24 protein-coding genes and 1 other annotated feature are annotated in these 24,927 nt (G+C 27.7%); of the genes, 9 read left to right on the top strand and 15 right to left on the bottom strand.

The window, feature by feature from the left end:
- The first annotated feature begins 94 nt into the window (after positions 1-94).
- On the top strand, positions 95-2,725 hold the full coding sequence (locus QK892_RS06590; RefSeq protein ID WP_317272742.1) for a calcium-translocating P-type ATPase, PMCA-type: 2,631 nt from the start codon (positions 95-97) through the stop codon (positions 2,723-2,725).
- 151 nt (positions 2,726-2,876) lie between these two features.
- Here QK892_RS06590 and QK892_RS06585 read toward each other — a convergent pair whose 3' ends face one another.
- The 4 genes from QK892_RS06585 to QK892_RS06570 form a co-directional block, all read right to left on the bottom strand.
- Entirely contained in the window at positions 2,877-3,095 is a 219-nt protein-coding gene (locus QK892_RS06585; RefSeq protein ID WP_317272741.1) for a hypothetical protein, read from the bottom strand.
- A 269-nt stretch (positions 3,096-3,364) separates the two neighbouring features.
- Positions 3,365-4,054 carry an amino acid ABC transporter ATP-binding protein gene (locus QK892_RS06580; protein ID WP_317272740.1) on the bottom strand — a complete coding sequence of 230 codons (690 nt, stop codon included), beginning with the start codon at positions 4,052-4,054 and terminating at the stop codon, positions 3,365-3,367.
- 10 nt (positions 4,055-4,064) lie between these two features.
- Positions 4,065-4,706: an amino acid ABC transporter permease gene (locus QK892_RS06575; protein ID WP_317272817.1), complete on the bottom strand. Its 642-nt coding sequence runs from the start codon at positions 4,704-4,706 to the stop codon at positions 4,065-4,067.
- 29 nt (positions 4,707-4,735) lie between these two features.
- Complete coding sequence (locus QK892_RS06570) at positions 4,736-5,536, bottom strand: amino acid ABC transporter substrate-binding protein (RefSeq protein ID WP_317272816.1); 801 nt, start codon at positions 5,534-5,536, stop codon at positions 4,736-4,738.
- A gap of 173 nt (positions 5,537-5,709) precedes the next feature.
- Here QK892_RS06570 and QK892_RS06565 point away from each other — a divergent pair, with 173 nt between their 5' ends.
- Positions 5,710-6,756: a BtrH N-terminal domain-containing protein gene (locus QK892_RS06565; RefSeq protein WP_317272739.1), complete on the top strand. Its 1,047-nt coding sequence runs from the start codon at positions 5,710-5,712 to the stop codon at positions 6,754-6,756.
- Between the two features lie 80 nt (positions 6,757-6,836).
- Here QK892_RS06565 and QK892_RS06560 read toward each other — a convergent pair whose 3' ends face one another.
- Together QK892_RS06560 and QK892_RS06555 are read right to left on the bottom strand one after the other, a co-directional pair.
- Positions 6,837-7,679 (bottom strand): CvfB family protein, encoded by an 843-nt coding sequence (locus QK892_RS06560; protein ID WP_317272738.1) that lies wholly within the window; start codon positions 7,677-7,679, stop codon positions 6,837-6,839.
- Between the two features lie 13 nt (positions 7,680-7,692).
- Positions 7,693-8,193 carry a gamma carbonic anhydrase family protein gene (locus tag QK892_RS06555; protein ID WP_317272737.1) on the bottom strand — a complete coding sequence of 167 codons (501 nt, stop codon included), beginning with the start codon at positions 8,191-8,193 and terminating at the stop codon, positions 7,693-7,695.
- Positions 8,194-8,311: 118 nt separating this feature from the next.
- On the opposite strand from QK892_RS06555, the gene QK892_RS06550 reads away from it, so the two are divergent.
- Positions 8,312-9,337 carry a histidinol phosphatase gene (locus QK892_RS06550; RefSeq protein WP_317272736.1) on the top strand — a complete coding sequence of 342 codons (1,026 nt, stop codon included), beginning with the start codon at positions 8,312-8,314 and terminating at the stop codon, positions 9,335-9,337.
- 48 nt (positions 9,338-9,385) lie between these two features.
- Here QK892_RS06550 and QK892_RS06545 read toward each other — a convergent pair whose 3' ends face one another.
- Positions 9,386-9,721, bottom strand: coding sequence for a hypothetical protein (locus tag QK892_RS06545; protein ID WP_317272735.1), 336 nt, complete (start codon positions 9,719-9,721; stop codon positions 9,386-9,388).
- Positions 9,722-9,971: 250 nt separating this feature from the next.
- Here QK892_RS06545 and QK892_RS06540 point away from each other — a divergent pair, with 250 nt between their 5' ends.
- Together QK892_RS06540 and QK892_RS06535 are read left to right on the top strand one after the other, a co-directional pair.
- Positions 9,972-10,439: an Lrp/AsnC ligand binding domain-containing protein gene (locus QK892_RS06540; protein ID WP_317272734.1), complete on the top strand. Its 468-nt coding sequence runs from the start codon at positions 9,972-9,974 to the stop codon at positions 10,437-10,439.
- Positions 10,440-10,499: 60 nt separating this feature from the next.
- Positions 10,500-10,709: a DUF378 domain-containing protein gene (locus tag QK892_RS06535; RefSeq protein ID WP_317272733.1), complete on the top strand. Its 210-nt coding sequence runs from the start codon at positions 10,500-10,502 to the stop codon at positions 10,707-10,709.
- Between the two features lie 60 nt (positions 10,710-10,769).
- Here QK892_RS06535 and QK892_RS06530 read toward each other — a convergent pair whose 3' ends face one another.
- Positions 10,770-12,518 carry a phosphoenolpyruvate carboxykinase (ATP) gene (locus QK892_RS06530; protein WP_317272732.1) on the bottom strand — a complete coding sequence of 583 codons (1,749 nt, stop codon included), beginning with the start codon at positions 12,516-12,518 and terminating at the stop codon, positions 10,770-10,772.
- Between the two features lie 328 nt (positions 12,519-12,846).
- Complete coding sequence (locus QK892_RS06525) at positions 12,847-13,557, bottom strand: lysophospholipid acyltransferase family protein (protein ID WP_317272731.1); 711 nt, start codon at positions 13,555-13,557, stop codon at positions 12,847-12,849.
- A 143-nt stretch (positions 13,558-13,700) separates the two neighbouring features.
- Here QK892_RS06525 and QK892_RS06520 point away from each other — a divergent pair, with 143 nt between their 5' ends.
- Positions 13,701-14,567 carry a ComEC/Rec2 family competence protein gene (locus QK892_RS06520; RefSeq protein WP_317272730.1) on the top strand — a complete coding sequence of 289 codons (867 nt, stop codon included), beginning with the start codon at positions 13,701-13,703 and terminating at the stop codon, positions 14,565-14,567.
- Between the two features lie 75 nt (positions 14,568-14,642).
- Here the strand turns inward: QK892_RS06520 and QK892_RS06515 are convergent, their stop codons facing one another.
- On the bottom strand, positions 14,643-15,425 hold the full coding sequence (locus QK892_RS06515) for a ribonuclease H-like domain-containing protein (RefSeq protein ID WP_317272729.1): 783 nt from the start codon (positions 15,423-15,425) through the stop codon (positions 14,643-14,645).
- 351 nt (positions 15,426-15,776) lie between these two features.
- Here QK892_RS06515 and QK892_RS06510 point away from each other — a divergent pair, with 351 nt between their 5' ends.
- Positions 15,777-15,941 (top strand): FeoB-associated Cys-rich membrane protein, encoded by a 165-nt coding sequence (locus QK892_RS06510; RefSeq protein WP_317272728.1) that lies wholly within the window; start codon positions 15,777-15,779, stop codon positions 15,939-15,941.
- 44 nt (positions 15,942-15,985) lie between these two features.
- Here the strand turns inward: QK892_RS06510 and QK892_RS06505 are convergent, their stop codons facing one another.
- On the bottom strand, positions 15,986-17,071 hold the full coding sequence (locus QK892_RS06505; protein WP_317272727.1) for an AI-2E family transporter: 1,086 nt from the start codon (positions 17,069-17,071) through the stop codon (positions 15,986-15,988).
- A 186-nt stretch (positions 17,072-17,257) separates the two neighbouring features.
- On the bottom strand, positions 17,258-18,949 hold the full coding sequence (gene argS, locus QK892_RS06500; RefSeq protein WP_317272726.1) for an arginine--tRNA ligase: 1,692 nt from the start codon (positions 18,947-18,949) through the stop codon (positions 17,258-17,260).
- A gap of 56 nt (positions 18,950-19,005) precedes the next feature.
- Positions 19,006-19,207, bottom strand: a binding site (T-box leader).
- A gap of 146 nt (positions 19,208-19,353) precedes the next feature.
- Here argS and QK892_RS06495 point away from each other — a divergent pair.
- The gene (locus tag QK892_RS06495) at positions 19,354-20,862 is read left to right on the top strand and encodes a Ppx/GppA phosphatase family protein (RefSeq protein WP_317272725.1); all 1,509 of its coding nucleotides are present in this window, start codon (positions 19,354-19,356) and stop codon (positions 20,860-20,862) included.
- A 75-nt stretch (positions 20,863-20,937) separates the two neighbouring features.
- Here the strand turns inward: QK892_RS06495 and QK892_RS06490 are convergent, their stop codons facing one another.
- Complete coding sequence (locus tag QK892_RS06490) at positions 20,938-21,588, bottom strand: site-2 protease family protein (protein WP_394855009.1); 651 nt, start codon at positions 21,586-21,588, stop codon at positions 20,938-20,940.
- Positions 21,589-21,709: 121 nt separating this feature from the next.
- Entirely contained in the window at positions 21,710-23,185 is a 1,476-nt protein-coding gene (locus QK892_RS06485; RefSeq protein ID WP_317272723.1) for an LCP family protein, read from the bottom strand.
- A gap of 225 nt (positions 23,186-23,410) precedes the next feature.
- Between QK892_RS06485 and QK892_RS06480 the strand changes: the two genes are divergently transcribed.
- Positions 23,411-24,037, top strand: coding sequence for a hypothetical protein (locus tag QK892_RS06480; RefSeq protein ID WP_317272722.1), 627 nt, complete (start codon positions 23,411-23,413; stop codon positions 24,035-24,037).
- 79 nt (positions 24,038-24,116) lie between these two features.
- Here QK892_RS06480 and QK892_RS06475 read toward each other — a convergent pair whose 3' ends face one another.
- On the bottom strand, positions 24,117-24,857 hold the full coding sequence (locus tag QK892_RS06475; protein WP_317272721.1) for an alpha/beta family hydrolase: 741 nt from the start codon (positions 24,855-24,857) through the stop codon (positions 24,117-24,119).
- Positions 24,858-24,927: the final 70 nt, after the last annotated feature.

The raw sequence follows: 24,927 nt of genomic DNA, 5'->3' as shown, positions 1-24,927 counted from the left end.
CCCTCACTTTTTTTATATGTATTAATATTAATAAAATAAAGACAATATATTTATATAGTCTTTTATTATAATTTTGAATTATGGAGGTTTTTGAATGTGGTTTAATAAAGATTCTAAAGAAATTATAAATGAACTATCCACTAATCTAATAAATGGGCTTTCATCTTCGGAAGCTAAACTTAGATTAGATAAAAATGGATTAAATAAAATCGAAGGAAAAAAGAAAAAATCTATATTTCAGCTTTTCTTAGCTCAAATTAATGATGTTATGATTTATATCTTATTAATAGCAGCGGTTATATCATTTATTGTAGGAGAAGCTAGTGACTCAATTATTATATTGATAGTAATACTTGTTAATGCAATTATAGGGGTTATACAAGAATCTAAGGCTGAAAAAGCTTTAGAAGCTTTAAAGAATATGTCTACCCCAAAAGCTATCGTTAAAAGAGATGGTAATATTGTAGAAATACCATCAGAAGAAGTAGTTGTAGGAGATATTGTAATTATTGATGCTGGAAGATATATTCCTGCTGATTTAAGAATCGTTGAATCTGCTAACTTAAAAATAGAAGAATCAGCTTTTACTGGTGAATCTGTCCCTTCCGAAAAAAATTCTGATGTTATTCTCGAAGATAAGGATGTATCTATTGGAGACCAACATAATATGGCTTTCATGTCTACCTTAGCTACCTATGGCAGAGGTCTTGGTATAGTTGTTAGCACTGGAATGAATACTGAAATTGGTAAAATAGCAAAAATGCTTGATGAGGAGGATGAAAACACAACCCCTCTTCAAAAGAAATTAGCTCAGCTGGGGAAAATATTAGGCTTTGCTGCTGTTGGCATTTCTATTCTTATGTTTATAGTATCAATGTTCCAAGGTAGAGACTTCCTAGAAATGTTTATGACATCTATAAGTTTAGCAGTTGCTGCTATTCCTGAAGGATTGCCAGCTATTGTAGCCATTGTATTAGCACTTGGTGTACAAAGGATGATCAAAGAAAATGCAATTATTAGAAAACTGCCATCTGTTGAAACATTGGGATCTGTTAATATAATTTGTTCTGATAAAACAGGTACATTAACTATTAATAAAATGACAGTTAAAAAATACTACGTTAATGGACAAATATCTAATTTGGAAGATATGAATATTACCGATAAAGAAACAAAACTTCTAACACATGGGATGATTTTATGTAATGATGCAACCTCAAAAAACGGTGTTCAAACTGGAGATCCAACTGAAGTTGCTTTAATAGATGTAGGAAATAAACTAAGCATATTTAAAGAAGATTTAAATAAAGCATATAAAAGGATAAATGAAATTCCTTTTGATTCTGATAGAAAACTTATGACTACAGTTAACTCTTATGAAAATAAGTACTATGTATTCACAAAAGGAGCGATAGATAGTATTTTAAAAATCTCTAATAAAATATTAGTTAATGGAGAAATTAAAGAATTTACGAACATAGAAAAAGAAAAAACATTAAATGCTTCTAATTCAATGTCAGATGATGCCTTAAGAGTATTGGCCCTAGCTTATAAGACAATTAATAATGAACATGTAGTAATTGATGATTTAGAAAAAGATTTAATTTTTGTAGGTCTTATGGGGATGATTGACCCACCAAGAGAAGAAGTAAAAGGTTCTATTGAATTAAGTAAAAAAGCTGGAATAAGAACAATAATGATTACTGGTGATCATAAGAATACTGCTGTTGCTATTGCTAAAGAACTTGGAATTGTAAATGATATTTCTGAAGCTATGTCTGGAAGTGAAATAGATAGCTACTCAGAAGAAGAGTTCACTAAGATAGTAAATAATTATAGAGTTTTTGCAAGAGTCTCTCCAGAGCATAAAGTTAAAATAGTAAAAGCATTTAAATCATACGGAAATATAGTATCAATGACAGGTGATGGCGTAAATGATGCTCCATCATTAAAAGCAGCAGATATAGGTGTAGCTATGGGAATTACTGGTACAGACGTTGCTAAAGGTGCTGCTGATATGGTACTAACAGATGATAACTTCACTACAATAGTTAAAGCAGTGGAAGAAGGAAGAAATATATTTAATAATATTAAAAAATCTATAATTTTTCTTTTAAGTTGTAACTTAGGTGAAGTAGTGGCTTTATTCGTAGCTATATTATTGAACTGGCCATCTCCACTTTTGCCTATTCATATTCTTTGGGTAAATTTAATAACAGATAGTTTTCCTGCATTATCATTAGGCGTTGATCCTGGTGACAAGGATGTAATGAAACTACCTCCAAGAAACCCAAAAGAAAGCCTTTTTTCTGGAAGAATGGGGATTTTGTTAGTAATAAACGGAGTATTAATAGGTGCAAACACTTTATTTGCATTTTTACTTGGAGAATACTTATATCCTGATTCATTAAGACATGCTCAAACTATGGCTTTTGTTGTCCTTAGCGTTTCACAACTTTTCTACTCCTTTGCTGTTAGAAATGAAACTAAATCACTATTCCAAATTGGAATATTTAAAAATAAGTGGTTAATAGGATCATTACTCCTAGGAATATTGCTACAATTCGCGATAATAACTATTCCTTTTACTGCTGATATCTTTAAAGTATATTCTTTAAGTTTAAAAGATTGGGGAATTGTAATATTAATTTCATTAATTCCTTTTGCAATTAATGAAATAATTAAGATATTCTTTAGAGCAAGTGATAAGAAAAAAGCTGCATAAGTATTACAAACTTAATAGTAAAAATTAATAATGCAAAAATGTAAAATTAGGCTTTGTTTTAAAATTATATTGATAATGGAGAGTATGAAAGTGGATAATTTATTTATCCACTTTTAATTCGCAGTAGTTTAAAATTGTTCATCAAAATGTATTACTTTTGTTTATGCTCTACAAATAAATTTATTAAGCCAATACTAAATACTAATACTCCAATTAGCATATATGAATGTATAAATCCATTTAATAATGGTTCAAATTCCCCAGATAAATTTTTGTTTTGATAAATAATATTAAGCGTTGTATAGGCTAAAGGTGAACTTAATATTAGTATAATGATTCCAGTTAAATAATATTTAATTTGATTTTTCATAAATTCTTAATCCTCCTATATAGTTTTTAATTATGAATATAATACAATTGTGTAATAATTTATACTTTTATTATACACTTATTCGGAATATACTCCCATAAAAAAAAGAAATAATATACTCTTGTAGAAATATATTGGTAACTATTAACATTAAAGTAAAAAAGAAACTCCTTAGGAGTTTCTAAAATAACTATATTTTCAGTAATTCCTTTAGAATTACATCAATAATTCTACATTTTTTCATTCTTTCATTCTTTCATTCTTTCATTCTATATTGCTGGTTTATAAAAATTCCCAGTAGTTAATACTCCATTATTCATAGAATAAATCTTATCTGCAACTTTTTCAGCAAAACTCATATCATGAGTTATAATAAGCATACTCATTCCGTTCTTTGCTAAAGACCTTATTAGCTCTGCAACTTCTCCTGTTAATCCTGGATCTAAAGCAGATGTAGGTTCATCAAAGCACATTAATTTTGGGTTTAATGCTAGAGCCCTACCTATGGCAACTCTTTGCTTTTGACCACCTGATAATTGGTATGGATAGCTATTTATCTTATCTTCAAGACCTAAAAAATTTAATATTCCCTTTGCATTTTTTACTGCCTCTTCTTCTGATTGTTTTAAAACTCTTTTAGGTGCTTCTATTAAATTCTCCAAAACACTCATATGTGGAAAAAGATTAAAACTTTGAAATACTAGTCCAATTTCTCTTCTTGCCTCATTGAATTTACTTTTATTTTCATAAACTCCATCCTTGCATAGATATTTTTTATCTATTTCTATAGTACCCTTATCACAAAACTCTAACCCATTTATACATCTTAATAAAGTAGTTTTTCCACCGCCAGAAGGACCTACTATTACTACTACTTCTCCAGAATTAACTTCTAAATCTATTCCTTTTAAAACTTCTGAATTTCCAAACTTTTTATTTATTCCTTGAATTCTTAGCATAGTATCCCTCCTATTCATAGTAACTAAATTTCTTTTCTATAAATTCTAATAATTTCGTTATTAATCCATTAAAAATTAAATATACAACAGCAACTACTACAAAAGGCATAATAGACGATAATCTATTAGCTGCTATCTTTGCTATTTTTAATAATTCGTCTAAGCCAACAACATATATTAAAGCTGTATCTTTTACTAAAGTAACAACTTCATTTGCTACAGGTGGAAATATCCTTTTTAATGCTTGAGGCATTATTATTCTAAAGAATGTATCCTTTTTGCTAAGCCCTAAAACTTCTGCACCTTCGAATTGTCCTTTATCTATTGATAAAATTCCTGCTCTAAATATTTCACCAAAATAAGCTCCATAATTTAATACCATGGCTAATATAGCTGCTGGAAATCTTTGAATATTTATATTTAATAATGGTAATCCAAAAAATATAAATAATATTTGAAGTAATAAAGGTGTTCCTCTTAAAACTAATACATATATCCCTGTTAATGATTTAATTAACTTAATTTTTGATACCCTTCCAAGTGCAACTATTACTCCTAAAGGTATTGATAATATTAATGTTATTGCAAAAATTTTAATTGTTACCTTTAGACCTTCTAATGCTTGAGGTAAAAAAGCTATTATTTCATTTATTAATTCCAAAGTAAACACCACCTATACTTCTATTTAACTATAATATCTTCTCCAAACCATTTTTCTGAAATTTCTCCTGCTATTCCTTCATCTATTAATTCCTTAAAGGCTTTATTAAATGCTTCAACTAATTCTTTATCTTCTTTTCTCATGCCTACCGCATATTCTTCATCACCAAAGTCTTCATCTAAAACCTTATATTTTTCAGCACCTCTTTGATTAATATAATATTTAGCTAGTATCTCATCTGCTACTATTGCATCTAATCTTCCAGCTTCTAAATCCATAAATGCATCATTATTAGTATCAAATGTTACTATTTGTCCATCTTTAAATGTTGATACTATATCTCCATCAGCCTCTATGGCATCAACAGCACTTGATTGATTTTGTGCTCCAACCACAGCCCCTGCTAAATCCGCTTTAGAATTAATCTTAGAATCAGCTAATGTTATTATAACTTGTCTATTATTTAAATAAGAATTTGAAAATTCTACTTTTTCTTTTCTTTCTTCAGTAACACTATATCCATTCCAAATAAAATCTATATTTCCGTTATTAAGTTCTGTTTCCTTCATGCTCCAATCTATTGGCTGAAACTCTATTTCTTTTCCAAGCTTCTTACTCATTTCTTTTGCAAGATCTATATCAAAACCTGTATATTCTCCATTTTCATCTTTAAACCCCATTGGTACAAAAGTATCATCAAAACCAAGTATCAAAGTTTCCTTTTCTAGTGAATTGCTAGCTTTTTTCTCTCCACATGATATTAATGTAATTGGCAATATAGCCATCAATGCCAATGATAAAACTTTTTTCTTAACCTTCATATTCATAATTAAATCCCCCTTTTTATTTTCCGCTTATCGCTTTCCTTATCTAATACTTTATCACGATAAAGTATTAAAGTCAACAATGTACGAAAATATTTTTTATTTATTAATAATATGACATAATGATGTCTTATTATAGATGGTACTATGTATAAAAAGGAGGCATCAAAATGAAAAAAATAGTTGATAAATTCAAACCTACAGGTGGTAAACATTGCATTACAAGTGCATTAAAACAAATATTTGACTATTATAATTATCATATGACCGAGGAAATGATTTTTGGTATTGGTTCTGGATTATCATTTTGTTATATAAACCTTGAAAAATCACCTATGCTAGCTGGAAGAACAATGCCTTTTGAGTTTGAGAAAAAGCTTGGAGAAAGACTTAATATTGAAATCAAATGTAAATCAAGTAGAAAATATAAGTCTGCTTTTGATAAAACCATTGAACTTCTAGATGAGAACAAACCAGTTCTAGTATATGCTGATATGGCTTATCTTGATTATCTAAATTTAGGAAAAGATAACCATTTTGGTGGACATGCTATAGTTATATTTGGATATGACTATGAAAATCAAAATTTCTATATAAGTGATAGAGACAATTCTGACTATGCGATCAGAACTCCTAAAGGAAATATTGCAGAAGATTTTCACTTAGTATCTTATACACAAATAGAGACGGCTCGTAGTAGCAATCATAAGCCATTTCCTTCTAAAAACAAATATCTTGATATAAACTTTAATGAAAAAACTGCTATAACAAAATCTATTATTTTTGCAGCAATAAATGAAACTTGTGAAAATATGTTAAATCCTCCGGCACAATTATTAGGACTGAATGGAATAAAAAAGTTTTCTAAGGAAGTCTTAAAGTGGGATAAATTTGATAATAAAAAATTGAATTCTGTAGGCATTACTAACTATTTCCAAATAAGCGCTGATGGTGGAACAGGTGGAGGCATATTTAGAAAAATGTATGGAGACTTCTTAATACAAGCATGTGATATTGTAGAAATTGAGGAATTTAAAGAAATAGGAAACAAATATATAGCTATATCAAATAAATGGGATTCTGTAGGGGATTTACTATGGAAGTTATCAGAAACATTAAATAGAAACTTATTAAAAGAAATCTCGGTATTGACAAAAGAAATATATGATGAAGAAACTACTCTATTAACTGAACTAAAAGAATTTGTAAATGCATAATAATAATAAGGTAAGTTATATCTTTTATAACTTACCTTACTGTCATTAATTATATACTATTAACAAAATACTACCTTTTATTATTTCAATCTAGTTCCTTCTTCTTCTTGAACTATTTTTCCCTCTTTCATTAATCCACCAAGAGCCATTTTAAAGTAGTTTTTACTAGTATTAAATGTAGCCTTTATATCTTCTGGTTTAGATTTATCATTAAAATGCATAAATCCACCATTTTTCTTTAAATACTTTAATATATCTTCTTGAATTTTTTCTCTTTCACTTAATCTAGTTTGTCTTGGAGTTAATCCAATAACGCCATCTTCATATATTCTTTTAACTCTAAGTTTCATTTCAGTTCCTGGATATATTTCAGTATAATATTCATTAGGTAAAATTAATCCTCTATACTTGGAATCAATGGCGATATGTACTGTGCCCCCTTGAGTTTTACCGTAAACTTGACCTACTACCTCATCACCAATCTTAAATTCCTTACCTTCTTCACCTGCATTTAATATATAACTTTCAACATCTGTAGTTGCTGCTAATCTACCTGTTTTATCTAAATATATATAAAACAAATATTTACTTCCTGTATGTAACTTATATCTTTGCTCCTTTAAAGGTACAAATATATCTCTGTCTAGTCCAAAGTCTATAAAAGCTCCAAATTCTGTTTGAAAAACTACTTTTAAATACCCAACTTCGCCCACTGTTACTAACGGCTTTTTAAAAGTTGCAATTGGTCTATCTTTTGAATCTCTATATACAAAAACTTCTAATTTATCCCCAACATTAATTTCTTTTCCTTCAGCAATTGATTTAGGTAATAAAACGTCTACTTTACCACCATCACCTAAGTAATAACCAAATTCCTTTTCTCTCTTGACTTCTAATAAATTATATTCACCTATATTAATCATTTTTCCTCCTGATTTATAAGTATTTTCTGCTAATTTCTACATAATTCTTAGCAGACTGCTCTATACTTCTTATTTCATCTTCAGTAAGCTTTCTAACAACTTTAGCTGGGCTTCCCATAATAAGAACACCTTCTTCAAATTCCTTATATTGAGTTACTAATGAGCCAGCTCCAATAATACTATTCTTTCCTATCTTTGCCCCATTTAGTATTATTGATCCCATGCCTACTAAAACATTATCTGCAATAGTACATCCATGAATAATAGCTCTATGTCCTACTGTTACATTTTTTCCTATGTTAGTTTCACAATCAAAATCAACATGAACAACTGAATTCTCTTGAATATTAGTATTTTCTCCAATATGAATTTTACTCATATCTCCTCTTATAGTAGTTCCAAACCAAATATTAGCGTTTTTTTCTATAACAACTTCTCCTATTATATCAACACTTTCTGAAATATAGCAAGTCTCATCTATGACTGGTCTAATACCTTTAAAATCTAAAATCATCTCATACCCTCCTATTTAATATATTTAAAGATATTTTATCACTCCTTGATATTCTTGTCATTATTTCTACTTATTAAATACTATATATAATATATAGTAATTTATTAAGGAGCTTAAGTTGGGTAGAAAAAAAAGTAAGAATATAAACGACTTTGATAAATCTAATATTAAATATTATTATGGAATTCCCAATTACAATACAGGATATTCAACTGGCAAGGGTTCTCCCATAGAAGCTTTTGAATACGCATTTAAAATTGGTTTAAATTTTATGTTTATAACAGATCATAACTCTTATCTTTCTGAAGAAGTAAATCTAAAAGACAGTAAATACTCTAAATTTCAAGCCAGTAAGATTTATGCTGCTAGAATGCGAAAAAAAAATAGTGACTTTATTCCACTAGTAGGCTTTAAATCTAGCACTAATTCATATGGAGATATTAATATTATTCACAGCAACAACTTTTTCACTAGTACAATTACAGACTTCAAAATTTTTACATTATGGATGTTAAATAACATAGATGCTTTTATATCAATTAATATACCGAATAGGAATGTAAAGCTAATTCCATATAATGAAGTACTAAATAAACTCATTACTTCTGCTGAAGTGAGTCATAAAGATTCTAATAATAAACTAATACGTGGCGATAAATATTATTTTAGTTTATTAGATTCTGGTTGGCAGCTTGGTACTATAAGCAAAGAAACTAATCATATATTCCCATTTGGAGATTCTGAGAACTTGACTGCTTGCATATGCAATAATCTATCAACAGCTGATATTATTTCAGCTTTTAGAGAAAGAAGAACTTATTCAACAGAATCTAGATACTTAAAATTTCATTTTACAATAAATGATGGTTTTATGGGGGAAGAGATTTTTATATCTTCAAATAAACTAAGATTTATGATTTTTGCTGAAGATATTAAATATAAAATCAAAGAAATTCAAATAATTAGTAATCATGGTAAAATTATAAGAAATATAGAAAATATAAATTTAAATAGTATTAAGTATTTATATGAGCATAAAAAAGATAATAATGAAACTTGGTATGTTATTAAAATAATACAAGATGATAATAGAATAGCTTGTAGTTCTCCAATCTTTATAAGTGAAAATAGTCTTATAAATTAAACAAACATGGCATTTCTTTATGAATTGCCATGTTTATTTATAAGCATTTTATTTTTTTTGATTTTGCATATGTTTTACTCTATTAGGCTTAGCCTTAGGTCTAATTTCAATTTTCTTTTCTTTTTTCTTAGGTCCCCCTGTGTTTTGTATGTCCATAAACCACATAAAGAACCAAAGTATAACTAAAGTAAATGCCATAGTTATCCAAACGTTCTGACTTCTAACAATAAATTGAACTACAAATAATACTATAGAAATAGCTAATGGAATCCATTTATTTATTCTTACCTTTGAATATACATACTTTCTTCCAATTATAAATAATAAAACCATTAATCCGATAGTAATTGCAAAGTATGCTATAGTTAATAATATGTCGCCCACGGTATAATCCTCCTTTAAATGCTTCTATATTATATATTAAAAGAAATTCTCTATGTTTTCAAGCTATATAAATTTAATTATTTGTAACTTAAAAGTTTATATGTATATATTTCGACTAATAGTTAAATTTTAGTAATATATTAATATAAAAGATTTTATTTATTAAATTTATTATATTTCGCTTCTATTTTAAATAATTTTTTGATAAAATATAGGAAGTAATTATAAAAATGTTAAATGAGGTGGTTTCATGAGTTTAAACCTAACTAACCAATTAGACGAATTAGATTATCAAATATTAGAATTATTAATAAAAGATTGTAGAACTCCTTACTTAGAAATAGCTAGAATATGTCATGTTAGTGGTGGTACTATTCATGTTAGAATGAAGAAAATGGAAGAACTTGGTATAATTAAAGGTACAAGAATTCTATTAAATTTACCTAAGCTTGGTTATGACGTATGCTGTTTTGTTGGAATATATGTAGACAAGACATCTTCTTTTGATTCAGTTTTTGAAGAATTATCAAAGATTAAAGAAGTTGTAGAATTACATCTAACTACTGGTAACTATAGTGTTTTTGCTAAAGTTGTATGCAAAAACATAACTGATCTTCAAGATATATTACTAAATAAAATCAATTCAATTGATGGAATACAAAGAACTGATACTATCATTTCTTTAAATCAACCTATTGACAGAAATATAACTATATAGCGCATAAAACTTCTTTTACTGGTTAAACTATTGTCATAACCAATGAAAGGAAGGATTTTTATGAAGATATTAGACTCAATTGTTCTTATTCTAGTTATTATTGGAGCTGTTAATTGGGGATTAATCGGATTTTTCCAATATAATCTAGTTAATAGTTTATTTGGATTCATGCCCGCTTTAGAAAGAATAATTTATGCATTAGTGGGAATAGCCGGATTATATTCACTTTCATTTTTTGCAAAAAGTAAATATATGGGCTCGAATGAATAAAGTTTAAGGGAGTATAAACTCCCCTAAACTTTATTTTTTATTATTAAGTTATAAACTTATTTATTTTAATTTTTTTATTATATCAAATAGTTCTATTGCCGCTTCTCTAGGACCTTCTTTTTCCTTACCCTCTAAAGCTAAGCAAGTTTTAATTTGACCAACTTTAACTGTTCCCTTAAACATAGACTCAAAATATCTATCTATTAATACATTAGTCTCCTCTTGCTTTTGTGCTGGTCCAAATGGATTTGCAAAATAACTTTCAACTAGCCCCTTTTCTGATGTAGTTCCTTTAGCCATTCTAGCACCTGATTTAAATACATTTATTGCATCTTCTGGAGTCTTAAAATACTCAATTGAATTTTCTCCCTCTTTTACTTCAGTATAGTTATTAGCATATAGGAATAGATCTACTTCATAGCCTTTAACAATTTCTTTATATGGTGCAACAGGCATAACTAATCTAGCATTAATCTTATCTGGATTCATAAAGATACTTCTATCTATCTCTTTAAATGCATACCCTTGATCTAAGTCATCTAACCTTACAAAGGCACCAATTTCAGTTCCATAACCAATAATTTTTCCATCTATTTCTTTAAATGTTCCCATATCATCAAATATAATAGTCATATTACTGATGTAATCTTCACTTAGAGTTCTAAATGCTTCTAAGCTTTCTGACTTTCCAGCACCACTATCACCCATAATTACTACATTAGCTGTCTTTCCATCTTTAAGTTCAATATTTACCATTGCCCCATGAATTGGTAAATATCCTCTCTTAATCATAACTAAATTATGAAGTGTTAATGTCATCTTCTTCATATATCCAAAGTAATCTATCTCTTCTGAATGATTAACATATCCCACCATTATATCATTCTCTTTATCATCATAAAATACAGTTTTCTTTTCTCCACTATCATCATTAGCACCAAAGATATAAACTAAATCTGGTTTTTTACCTCTATATTCTTCTACTCTTGCCATTTCGAATAAGTTACATAATGTAATTCCATGCTGCATATAATCTCTATGGAAATAAATAAATGCAATTAATTCCCCAACCTTAGCAGGATAACAGAACCAGTGCTCCTTATTTAAAGTAGCTTTCTCCAATGGGTTAACATCCACTTCTGTAAACATTCCGCTTCTTGTATTCTTTTTAGGATATGTTATAAATGGTGTTTCTAATAATATACTATCTATAAACTCAATATCTTCTAATGCTTCATATCCTTTTGGTAATGGCCATAATACTTTATTTATTATAACTGAAGCATTTCCCCCAACTGGTATTTGTCTAAATACATTTGGTTTATATCCTAATATATTCTTCTCAATTTTTCTATATAATTTTAATATCAAATTAGATAAAGAAGAATTCGCTTGTGTAAAGCTAACCGCTGATAATCCTTCTCTTAGCTTATTGCTGTGTACAATAGTATATCTTTCCAACGTTCTCCAGAATAAATATAAATCCTCGATTAAAGCTATGAATCTATCTTTATCTAAAAATAAATCCTTGTATTTAGGATTAGTTTCAACTATTTCCTCAACATTCATAACTGTAAAATACTTAAATATCTTTATTAAGTTAGCTGTTATTTCATTTATATTTTCTGTCTCCAAAGTTTCTACTAAGTATCTCCAACTTAATGAAACCTTCCTTTTTGATTTACTTAAGTAATTTTCTATTACTCTAGTAAATCCTTGACTTTCAACTAACTCTTCAAATGTACTACAATACTTAGCAGTAAAATTAATTAATACTTTATCATTGCTCATAGAAAATTCTTTACGCATGATTGCCCCCTTTTTGAAATATACTTCATTGCAAAATTTCATTTCATCCTTATTTTTTTATATTATAACATATAATTTGCAAGTTTTGAAAGAAACTTTTTCATTTTTTATAAAATTTATTAATTATTAATAATCCATATAAAAGTAAACGTAATCAATGAAATTCATATTATAAATTTTAATAGGTTATTATTTTTTCTCGAATATTTTTATGTCATTATTAAATATAGTTTACGTTATATCGAATATTAACTCTTATTATCCACTTTATTGTTCGATAATAAGAGCTATGTCATAAAATTAATAACATAGCTCTTATTATTGTATTCTATTTAAGATTTTTTGATATTACTTCTCTAACTTTTTCCATTAATTGTTTTTCTTCTTCTCTGCTTAATTTATCAGTATAAATAGCCTCACCAAATGTTACTGTAACATCCATTGCTGTTTTAAATTTACCATCAATTTCATATGCTCTATAAGCTCCATCAATCGAAACTGGAACAACTGGTGCTTTTGCCATAGTTGCAAGCTTAAGACTTCCTTTTTTAAATTCTCTAAGCTTCCCATCCTTACTCCTAGTCCCTTCCGGGAAAATTGCCATACTATATCCCTTTTTGATATTATCTGCACCTTCTCTTATAACTTTAATCGCTTCCCTAGCATTTTCTCTATCTAATGGAACACAATTATAATGCTTCATCCAATATCCAAGCACTGGAGCCTTAACCATTTCTTTTTTTGCTACAAATCCCATACACTTACCAACTGAATCAATCAATATTGGAATGTCTAATATGCTTGTATGGTTACCTATATAACAGCATGGTTCATTAGGTATATTTTCTTTACCAACAACAGTAACATTCATATTAAGTGCATTATGAATTGTGTATCTCGCCCAATCTTCTCCTACTTTTCCACTATAGTCAATTGCAGCTTTTTCCCCCTTAGTTTTTTCTATATACCAACGTTTAATCGCTTTAAATTGCATAAATAACATATAAAATCCATAACTTATGACTTTATAAAATTTCATTTAACTCACCACCTATATTATATTTCATCCTACTATATTATAAAGGGTAATTTTTCTTTCTTCAATTATATTTTAATTATGTTATGTCCATAATACATATATGAAACCACTTTATATAATTTTATTTTTCATTAGGAGATTAAATGATTAGAAAATTTAAATTAATAAAAAAACTGCAAAATATACTTATATTATTATTAATTATACTTAGTATCTTCTTAATAAAGGAATTATTTAAAAACAATTCAAGTAATTCTAATGAAATAAAAGTTCATTTCATAGATGTTGGACAAGGAGATGCAGTATTAATTCAAGTTAATAACAAGAATTTACTTATAGATTCTGGATCAAGAAGTGAAAAAAATAAGTTAATTAAATATTTAGATTCAATCTATATTCCTCAATTCGATTATGTGATTGCTACTCATCCTCATGAAGATCATATTGGCAATATGAATTATATTATTAATAATTATAAAATAATTAACTTTTATTCCCCTAAAGCTCAAAGTAATACGTCAGCATTTGAAAGTATGGCTGAATCATTATCAAGAAAAAACCTCAAGATAAAAATATTAAAAGCTAATAATAGTAATATAAATCTTGGAAAAAATACTTTAGTAGAAGTTTTCTCACCAAGCGTAGATGTCTATGATAACTTAAATAATTATTCACCTATAATTAAAATTTCCTATGGTAATAATTCATTTTTATTTACTGGAGATGCAGAAGAAGATACTGAAGAAGAAGTAATTAACAAAGCCTTCAATCTTAAAAGCGATATACTAAAAATAGGACATCACGGCTCATCTACTTCCACTAGTAAAAACTTTTTAGATAAGGTTAACCCTAAGATAACAATAATTTCAGTTGGAGAAGACAATAGTTACGGTCATCCAAGCGAGGAAACTTTAGAAAAAATCGAAGATACAAAAATATATAGAACTGATATAAATGGATCTATAATAATTACCTCAGATGGTAAGTCCATTAAAACTTCTTTAAAATGATAGATGCTCCTAATTCTTTAGGAGCATCTATCATTTAAGAATATAATTCTTAAATTAATATATAAATATATATATCTATTCTCCTATAGCATTTTCTTGGTTACTCAAAATTTCCTTTTTATTTAGTTCTATTATTTCACCAGTTTCAGCATCTAAGAATTCTTCATTTGATTTATCTTGTACACTATATTTATCATCGATTATTTGTTTTTCATCTTCCTTCTTAACATAAGCATTCCAAAGCATATATATATTATATAAATTAGTAACATCTTGTTCATTGTATAACAATATTGTCTCTATCTTTTCTTTAGGCATTCTTAATATATAATCTTTATCCTTTAATACTTTATTGAAAGTTTTTGCAAGATTTGATCCACTTATTACTTCACCTTCTCTATGGATATCAAAATCTTTTTCTAAGTTTTTTAGTCCTATAGAATGATTCATTGCCTTTTCATATTCCCTTTGAATATCTATATCTTCGAACTCTTTAGAGAAATTAAATTCTATACCATATTTTTTAAATAAATAGTTTATTACTGTGTAATCATTGTTACCAGAAAAGGTGACGATAGCTTTTTTCCCTTTATTTTTCATCTTTAAGAAATATTTCTTTGCTAATTCTAATATTTGTATAGATTCATATTTATTTTCAATCATATACTGAGTCACAAAAAGTTTATTATCTTCAAATATACAAGCTCCAAATACGCCTATACATTTAGGTTTTTTATACACATAATGCTCTAAGTCAAAAAAAATCAATTCTTCAGGCTCTCTATTTATATCATCTGTTTTCAGCATAAATTCTCTATCTGCGGAATTTATCTCTATTATATTCTCTCTTATAATCACACTACCACTCTTTCTTCCTTATCATTATCACCTTTTAATTCCTTTATTTATCTTATAACATTATACCACCTTTTATAAGAATATAGAATAAAATTATAATACTCCATACTTTTATAATATTATGTAATTCTTATTATGTTCATAAAAAATATATATAACTTAAAATCATTTTATTTAATTTCATATATGATTGATTATTATTTAACAGTTTGATATCATTAAATTATGATAATGATTTTCAATATTCATTTAATGAAGTTATCTAACGAATCATATTTAATTAAGCTAGTAATAGGACAGGCTTAAAAATACATAATATTAAATTAAAATTTATAAGAAGAAGGTGTTCTCATGGAGATACTAATCACATTAGTCATTGTTGCTTTAGCCGCATATATACTATTTAAAACTTTTCATAAATCTTCTAAAGGTAGTTGTAGCTGTGGAAGCTGTTCTGATCATTGCCCTATGTATAAAGATAATTCAAATGCACTAAAGATAAAAAAATACAAGTAGGAACTGCCTCAAAACAGGTCCTACTTATATTTTTTTATAATCCTTTAAGCCTTTTCTGCATTCTTAATTATTTCTTTATTTCTCTTCATTAATCTTTCATAGTAAATCTTTAATGTAGCTACTGTAGGAGATGCAAGAAGCATTCCTATAACACCAAAGAATCCTCCTCCAATTATAACTGCTATTATAATAAATAGAGGTCTTACCCCAACCTTATTTCCTATGAGTTTTGGATCTAGATACCATCCATCAAATTGCTGAAGTGCTAATAAAACCAAGAATACAACTATCCCCTTGGCTGGAGATACAAAAACATTGAATAAAAATCCAACTATTTCTCCTATAAATGGACCAAAATAAGGTATCATATTAGTAACTCCAACTATTATAGCAAGTAAAAATGCATATTCAGACTTAACTATAGTTAATAATATTAAAGCCATTATTCCTATAATTGTAGAGTCTATAGCCTTAATCCCAATATATGCACCTATCATATTATTATAAATTCTTAAAGCTTCAATTATTTTTTTAGATTTATCTTCTTTAAATATTAAAAATAGAAGTTTTTTAGATTCTATAATTATTCTGTCCTTATCAATTAATACATAAATTGATATTAATAATCCTAAAAACAGCTTTACTAATTGGCTTGAAAAGGCAAATATACACCCTACTACTCCTTCTATTATTGTTACTGTTATAGTACCCAGACCTGCTATCAATTCATTAACATCATTAACTGCTCCTGTATTTGCTATAATATCATGTATAGCTTGATTATCTAAAACACTATTAATCCACCCTTGTGCTTCATTAATATATGAAGGTATTTTTGATGATATTTCTGTAGAGCTATTAATCATACTAGGTATAAAAAATATAGCCACTACTATTATTAGTGCAATCAAAAATAAATAAGAAACTGATATTGCTATTCCTTCTCTAACTTTAAACTTCTTCCTTATTTTCTTAACTAATGGATTTAATATATATGCAATAACAAATCCATAAACTACAGGTAATAATAATGCCCATAGCTTTCTTATTATTTTGAAAAAATAATAAGAATTCTCCACCAATTTATATCCAATCAATAAAACTAATATGCTTATAATAACAATTAACAATAAATCTCTATATTTATTATCTTTAAAAATACTATCACCTCTCCTTTCATTTTCATTAAAAATATATCATGCTTTCTCATATATTATTAATACTGTTTATTATTTTTTTATATTATTAACAAATTATTCTTAAAATTAATTAAGCTTACAGCAAAAACTATATTCACTGTAAGCTTACTATCTTTATTACATTTTATCTACTACTTCTATTCCAATTAAAGCTAAAGAATTCTTGATTACTTGACATGTAGCTTTAACTAAATTAATTCTAGCTTCTTTTAATCCTGCGTCTTCTAAATTTAATACAGAATGTGCATTATAGAACTTGTTAAATAACTTAGCAACTTCTATTGCATATCTAGTAACTATTGATGGTTCTAATTTTTCTGTTGCTTGGTGAATTTGTTTTCCAAAGCTTTCTAGAGATTTAATTAATTCAAATTCTTCCTTAGAATCTAATTTTGAATAATCTGCAACTCCTTTTAACTCATCAACCTTACTTAATATGCTATTTGCTCTAGCATAAGAATATTGAACATAAGGTCCTGTTTCACCTTCAAATGAAAGCATTTCCTTCCAATCGAATACAATATCTTTTTCTCTTGAGTTTTTTAGATAAGTGAATACTATTGCACCTACTCCTATTTTCTTAGCTACTTCCTCTTTATTTTCTAAATTTGGATTCTTTTCATTGATTACTTCTAAAGTTTTATCTACAGATTCCTTTATTAAGTCATCTAATAGTATAACTTCACCCTTTCTAGTTGAAAGCTTTCTATCTGCAAACTTAACTAATCCAAATCCTACATGAACACAATCATTTGCCCATTCATGTCCTGCAAGCTCAAGAACTTTAAATACTTGCTTAAAATGTAATGCTTGAGGGCTTCCAACTACATATATACTCTTATAGAAATCGTAAGTTTTCTTTCTATACATAGCTGCTGCTAAATCTCTTGTTGCATATATTGAAGCTCCATCACCTTTTAAAACTATACATGGCGGCATATTATACTCATCTAGCATAACTACTTGAGCACCATTACTTTCAACTAAAAGATTTTTTTCTTTTAATTCATCAACTACTACATCCATCTTATCATTGTAAAAGGCTTCCCCAGCATATGAATCAAATTTAACATCAAATACATTATATATTCTTTCAAATTCCTTCAAACTTAAGTCTCTGAATCTCTTCCATAAAGCTTCTACTTCTTTATCCCCATCTTCTAAAGCCTTAAAATAAGCTCTTCCTTCGTCTTCTAATGCTGGATCTTTTTCTGCTTCGTCATGGAACTTAACATATATTCTTAATAACTCATCTATAGCATTTTTCTCTAATGCTTCTTCATTTCCCCATCTTTTATATGCAGATATAAGCTTTCCAAATTGTGTTCCCCAATCACCTAAGTGATTAATTCCCTCTACAGTATATCCTTCTTTTTTAAACAACTTATATAAAGAATTACCTATAGCTGTAGTAAATAAGTGTCCTACATGGAAAGGTTTAGCAATGTTAGGAGATGAATATTCTACACATATAGTCTTACCTTCTCCAATATTACTTGAACCATATTCATCACCTTTAGATAATATTTTATCTATTGTGTTTTTAGTAAATTCACTCTTATCAACAAAGAAATTAACATATGGTCCTATATTAATTACTTTCTCAAATCCTTCACCACTTATTTTTTCTTTTAATTCTTCTGAAATCATATTTGGAGCTTTTCTAAAAGCTTTTGCTAATTGGAAACATGGAAAAGCATAGTCTCCCATTTCACTTTTAGGTGGAATTTCTATTAATTTTTCAATATTTTCAACATCCATATCAACATGCTTACTTATAGCTTCAGCAACTTTCTTCTTATAATCCATTTTTTATCCTCCTTGTATTTTATTGTTATAAATAAAAAAACCGCCTCTTAAATAATATAAGAGACGGATAAATCCGCGGTACCACTCTGATTGCATTAAATGCCACTCAATGCTTTAACGCAGCAAACGAACTATCCTACTTAAATTTCAGTAGCTATCTCCAAGGCTCTCTTCCTATTATTCTATCTTATAAGGCTCACACCATCCCTTATTCGCTAAAAGAATCGAATACAGTACTCTTCTTTTCATAGATTTTAATATATATATTTACAATATCAACATTATACATAAATGAGAGATTTATTGTCAATATAAAATCTATATCAACGTCCCTATACTTTATTATTATAAATGATATAATAGTTTATATTAATATTTAAAATTATTTTAATTAAGGAGTTAATATGGATAGGATTGGTGTCATTGATATAGGTCCAAGTTCTCTTAGACTTATGTTGACTGAAGTTAATGAAAATGGATATTTTAAAATAATTGATGAACTAAAAACATCAGTTAGATTGTGTTATGATTTAGTTAATGATTACTGTATTTGTAACGAAAACTTAAATATTATACTTTCAACATTGAGAGCGTATAAGTCATTATGTACAGTCTCAGGTGCAAGTAGAATCTTTGCTGTAGCTACAGAATCATTAAGGGAAGCTAAAAACAAAGATACATTAATTAAACGCATAAAAGAAGAATTAAACATAGACATTCGTGTTTTAAGCTGTAAGGAAGAAATTTTCTACAACTTTTTAGGTGTAAGAAGAAGTACTTATATAGAAAACTCTCTATTAGTTGAGGTTGCTGGCACAGATACTCATCTAGCTTGGGTACATGGAAATGATATTATAAAAAGTATCACCATTCCACTTGGGAGTGTGAACTTCACTTATAATTATAATCTAAAGGATAGAATATTACCTAATGACTTAAATAATGCATTCGAAGCCTTATCAAAGGAAATTGAAAGTATTGAGTGGTTAAAGGAAACTAAATTTCAATCTATAATTGGCATAGCATCCACTATAAGAACTGTTGGTAAAATTGATAGAGCAAGGAAAAGATATCCTTTTGATATAGTTCACAATTATGAACTTACAGATATTGATGTTCAAGAAATCTTTAATTTATTGAAATGCAAAGACTTTAAACAAAGGCAAAAGCTTGAAGGAATTGATCCAGAACTTGCTGATATTATAGTTGGCGGAACTGCTATCTTTAAGAGGATTTCAAATATTGTACAGTGCAATAAAATTATTATATCTGGCAGAGGCTTACGGGAAGGTTTAATATATGAATATTTAAAGGAAAACTACTCTATTCCAAGTGATATTCTAGATTACAGCATTAACGGAATATTAGATACACTTAATGGAGATAAAAATCATGCAAAAAATGTTTTTAACATAACGTATTCTTTATATAATGCTTTAAGACCTTTACATCATTTAGGAGATGAATTTTATAATATTATCAAAACTTCAGCAATGCTTCATGATTGTGGTATAAGTATAAATTATTATGGCCACCATAAGCACTCCTTTTATATAATTTTGAATTCAACTATAAATGGATTAACTCATAAAGAACTTCTTATGAGTGCTGCTATAGCTGCATCTCACAGATTTAATAGTTACACAACTCCAATATCACCTTTTTCAGCTATAATTAACCAATTAGACTTTAAAATTGCTAAGACTATTGGTGTTCTTTTAAAAATAGCTGAGGGCTTAGATAGAAGTTTAGTAGGAGCCGTAAAGGATCTTGATGTAACCTTTGACGAAGAAACAGTAACTATTAATGTTCATTCTGATATTGATGTGGATTTTGAAGTCCGTCAAGCTCTTAGGGCAAGCGAAAGATTTAAAGAAATCTACGGAAAAGAATTAATTATTAAATCAATATAAAAAAGGATATAAATATTATATTCCTTTCCCTGTAAATAAAAAATGATGTGTCAATGCATATGACACATCATTTCTTTAAAAGAATATTCCTAAAACTAAACCTGATATCAGCGCAAAAAATCTATATATATATATAACTGGATAAGACAGAATATATCTTCCTAAAAAAACAATAGCTATAAGTATTACAATTTGATAATCATATAACTTTATTCCATACTTATAAAAATTCTTTGGACTAAGTTGTCTAAATAAATCAAAACCAGCAAGCCCTGGTATAGGTAATAAATTAAATATAAAAAGACTTATATTTATAGTACAAATACCATATAACATAGACCCTATAATAGTATAAGCTGAGTATGGTAAAATACCATATGCTAACTCAACCCAAATTTGAAATATAAACACACCAACAAAAGCAACTATTAAATTTGCCAACGGTCCAGCAATTGTTACCTTTATCTCATCTTTATATCCTCTCTTGAACGCTGCAGGATTAGTCTCTACTGGCTTAGTCCATCCAAAACCAGTTATTAATATCATTATAAATCCAATCAAGTCTATATGAGCTAATGGATTTAAGCTTAAACGGCCGTGAAACTTTGGTGTTTTATCCCCTAACTTATCTGCAACCTTAGCTCTTGCATAACCTTGTGCCACAAATGCAATTAATATGGCAGGGATTACTATTATCTTATTTAATAAAGAATATTGCATTGAAATCCTCCTTTTTTTCTTTTTTTAATTATATCACATACCTGTATACATTTTATTTGTTCACATTAATTTAAGAAAATAGGTGGAATGATATTTACATTCCACCTTAATTATCTCCAAACTTCTATTATTGATTAGTGGTATTATTTGATGGTGCTGTAGGTTTATTATCAGGATTTGTTGGCTTTGTTTCATTGTTTCCACCAGTCTCTCCACCTGTTTCTCCACCTGTTGCTGGAGGTTTTTCTTCCCCTTTATCTTCTCCTGTACTTCCACCAGGATTTGTTGGAGGCGTTTCATTGTTTCCACCATTATTATTTCCACCATTATTATTTCCACCGGTATTATTTTCACCATTATTATTTCCACCGGTATTATTATTTGGTTTTTCTTGATTTTCATTAGAAGGCTTTTCTACTTTTGGAGGCGTTGGATTTGTTGTTTCATCCGTACCTTTATCATCATAATCTGCTGGATTTATGTTATATATAGAATTATATCTTGCTTCTTCTGCATCATATGCTGCAGCTACACTATACACTGAATTCAAATCAAATTCATCTACGTTTGGAAGCTTATTATTAAATATAAAATCATGCATTATTTGTGCATTTTGCTTAATATCTATTAGTAAGCACCAACCTCTATCCTTATATAAATTATCTCTCGCAATAAGCTCTGCTTGAGGTATTTGTAATTGCTCAAATTCTAATGTAGGCAATTTATATATTGTATAAGCTAAATCTAACGCTTCTGGTATAGGTATATTAGTCTTAACTTGTTTTGATAAAGTATCAGCAATAGAAATATATTTTAAAGGATTAACCTCTTTCAACTTTGTAGCTAATTGGAATAAAACTTTACTTTGTCTCTCACTTCTTTCAAATCCACCATTTCCAACATATCTAATTCTTGCATAAGAAAGTGCTTGTTGGCCATTTAAAGTTTGTAATCCTGTTTCAGTTATAGGCGGAGAATTTACTCCAGTAGATTCACCAATATATTTATTGATTTCATCTATTTCATAATCTTTTATATCTGCTTCAATTCCACCAACTTCATCTATGATTTCTTCAAATCCCCAAAAGTTTACTATAACATACTTATCTAAATGAAGATCAAAATTTTCTTCAATTGTATCCATCAATAAAGATGCTCCACCTTCAAAGCCTCTTAACTTTCCATCATCGTCTAATTCTGAAGATCCATAAAAGAAGGCTGCATTAATCTTATCTTCTCCATACTCTGGAATATTTACTAATGTATCTCTAATTATAGATGTTAACTTAACTTTCTTATTGTTGTTATCTAAAGTAGCTATAATTATTGAATCTGCTCTAGCAGCTTCATCTGAAGTTCTACCATCAGTTCCTATTAATAATACATTTGTAATTCCCTCTACTTCTTCATAATCAACTTTTTGAGTAGCACTCTCTTTAGGTTTAGTTTCAATAAATACTCTATTTTTAATATGATTGTAGTACAAAACTCCCACAGCAATTAAAATAGCTAGTACCCCTAAAACTGATATTAATATAATTTTACTTTTTTTTCTTTTTTTCTTTTTATCTTTTATTCTCTTTAATGATTCATTTTCACTCATTTTTTTCCTCCCTATGCCTTCCAATCATATAACGACTATTATACACTCTTTAACAATATCTATTTCATTATACAAGAATAATTTTCAATTTTCATTACAAAATAATAACAATCTATATTTATTTTTAATTCCTTACTTATATAATGCCCAAATTTATAATTTTTTTTATTATTTTTGTTTAATTATCTTAATTGTTGTCAATAATCTTAGCAAGGAGTGATAAATATGGATGATATGAACAATAATAATTCCTCTAAACCAAATTTAAATAAAAAACAAAAATCTGCAATTTTAGTTTCAATAGTTACCTTGCTAGCAATTTCTTTTTGTGCAAGCTACTTTATAACAAATTACTTAACTAATCCTAATAGAAAAAATGAAGATATTAATACTCAAAATGTAATTGTAGATAATAATTACTTAAATGATAATATATTTGTAACTTTAAAAACAAATGATACTGTTGACATGGTAGATAATTTACTTAATGTAAAGAAAAAATTAAATTTAAAAGATAAATTAACAGAAGAAGAACTTTCAGAAGAATTATCAAAAGAAGGTTATGTTCTCTCTGAAAAAAATGAGCAAAAACTAACATACACACGTGATGAAGAAGTAAGTAATGATAAATTTCAAGCTAATAAATATTATTTAGGTGAAGAAGATGGATATATTTCTATCTTTAAAACTGATGAAAATGGAAATATAATTGAATCAGAGAAAAAGGTTTATACAGATTCTAAACCTATAGCTAATTTGCCTGAAACAGACCAAAATTATATAAAAGAACATAAATTCTTTTTTGATGCTAAAGATGATGCATTACAAAAACTTAGTGAAATGATATCATAATAATAATAATAAAAGAAATTAGTTAGTACTATAAATACATAACTAATTTCTTTTTTATATATTATATAAATAATATCAATTACTTTAACTCTTCTAACATTCTAACTGTAATATTAATTGTTTCTGTAATTTGATCATTAGAACTAATTGTAGCATTATTATCGCCCTCTTGATGACCGTAATTACCAAATTGAGAATGATTTCCACCTTTAATCTCAAATAGTTCACTATTTTTAGATAAATTCGCATTCTTTATTTTTTCTAAATCCGCAACTCCATCTTCGCTTCCATAGATACTTATAACTTCTAAAGTTTTGTCTACAAGTTCATCCCCACTAGGATAAGAAGCATATAAAGCTAATCCTTTGACATTATCATTTTCACTTGCAAACCTACTAGCAATTACCCCCCCTAGAGAATGTCCACCAATAGCCCAAGTCTCTATATCACTATACATATTAATAACCTCTTCAGCTTTGTTTGGAGATAACACTGCTAAATCTAAAGGCATTGGTACTATAACAACTAAATATCCCTTTTCAGCTATTCCTTCAGCTAGAACAGAATATGACTCCGGGTTAACTTTTCCACCTGGATAAAAAATAAAACCCTTTTTAACTGTATCATTCTTAGGTTTAAAAATGATAAATTCATCTTGAATTATTTCTATTGACTCTTGATTTTTAAATACTTCAATAGCTTCTTCAGTAGGTTCATAAACTTTTTGGGCCCATGCTATAAAAATTATTGATATTATTAGCAAAGCACTTAAAACAATTATAGTACCTTTTTTAAATTTATTTATTATTTTCCCACTCATTATTTACTCCTATACATTTCTAATAATATATATTATATTAATTTTTAACAAAAAATCATAGTAGGAATAT

The sequence above is a fragment of the Clostridium lamae genome (assembly GCF_033043255.1).
GTDB lineage: Bacteria > Bacillota > Clostridia > Clostridiales > Clostridiaceae > Clostridium > Clostridium lamae.
The sequence above is the reverse complement of the archived record's forward strand: the minus strand, read 5'-3'. Positions and strand labels throughout refer to the sequence as shown.